1 protein-coding gene and 1 other annotated feature are annotated in these 1,273 nt (G+C 65.0%); the gene reads right to left on the bottom strand.

Annotated features, from left to right (window positions below; all coding sequences use genetic code 11):
- Positions 1 to 39 precede the first annotated feature (39 nt).
- Positions 40 to 1,271, bottom strand: a protein-coding gene (locus tag GGR89_RS21985) for an IS3 family transposase (RefSeq protein ID WP_125978422.1) whose coding sequence is annotated in 2 segments (ribosomal slippage) — positions 40 to 980 and positions 980 to 1,271 — 1,233 coding nt in all. Because the reading frame shifts where the segments join, the coding sequence is not laid out codon by codon here.
- Positions 871 to 987 (bottom strand) — a sequence feature (AL1L pseudoknot). It overlaps the preceding gene by 117 nt.
- Positions 1,272 to 1,273 lie beyond the last annotated feature (2 nt).

Below are 1,273 nucleotides of genomic sequence, written 5' to 3'. Positions count from 1 at the left end.
TGAACCGCGCCGGGTTTGCCGGAGGCCATTAGATGTGAGTCACGCCGCCATAACGATCTGCTCAGCGGCAGCATAGTAGTTCGCTTCGGCTTCGGCAGGCGGGATGTTGCCGATGGGCTCGAGGAGCCGGCGATGGTTGAACCAATCGACCCATTCGAGGGTGGCGTATTCGACGGCTTCGAAGCTGCGCCATGGGCCGCGTCGATGGATGACTTCAGCCTTGTACAGGCCGTTGATCGTCTCGGCCAAGGCATTGTCATAGCTGTCGCCGACGCTGCCGACCGAGGGTTCGATGCCGGCTTCTGCGAGGCGCTCGGTGTATTTGATGGACACGTACTGGCTGCCGCGGTCCGAATGGTGGACAAGGCCAGCACCTCGCGCAGGACGGCGATCGTGCAGCGCCTGCTCGAGCGCGTCGAGGACGAAGCCGGTATGGGCGCTCCGGCTAACACGCCAGCCGACGATCCGACGCGCATAGGTGTCGATGACGAACGCCACGTAGACGAACCCCGCCCAGGTCGCCACGTAGGTAAAGTCCGACACCCACAGCATGTTCGGCGCCAGCGCACGGAACTGGCGGTTCACCCGATCGAGCGGGCATGGTGCCGCCTTGTCGCTGATGGTGGTGCGCACCGGCTTGCCGCGGATCACGCCTGCCAGGCGCATCGCCCGCATCAGCCGGGCAACGGTACATCGGGCGACGCCAAACCCCTCGCGGCGCAGCTGCCGCCAGATCTTGCGGACGCCATAGACGCGGAAATTCTCCTCGAACACGCGGCGCACCTCCGGCCGGAGCACGTCGTCCCGCCGAGCCCTAGCCGACCGCCTGGTCGGCTCTATCCTTCTGGCAACATGGGCATGGTAGGTGGATGGGGCGATCGGCAGTACCCGGCAGATCGGCTCGACCCCGTACACCGCGCGGTGCGCGTCGATGAACGACACCATCACTTCGCTCGGCGGTCGAGCTCCGCCATCGCAAAATAGGCCGACGCCTTGCGAAGGATCTCGTTCGCCTGACGCAGCTCGCGATTCTCGCGCTCCAAGGCTTTCATCCGCTCCGCGACGTCACTCGGCACACCGCCGCGCATGCCGCTGTCCACCTCGGCTTTCTTCACCCATTCGTTGAGCGTCTGCCCGGAACAGCCGATCTTCGCCGCGATCGATACTACCGCCGCCCACCGCGACGGGTGATCCTTCTCGTGTTCCAGCACCATCCGCACCGCGCGCGTGCGAACCTCAGGCGAGAACTTGTTCGTCGTCTTGCTCGTCATAG

The organism is Sphingomonas trueperi (assembly GCF_011927635.1).
In the GTDB taxonomy this organism is placed as follows: Bacteria; Pseudomonadota; Alphaproteobacteria; order Sphingomonadales; family Sphingomonadaceae; genus Sphingomonas; species Sphingomonas trueperi.
Note: the sequence above shows the minus strand (reverse complement) of the source record. Positions and strands in the feature narration are given on the sequence as shown.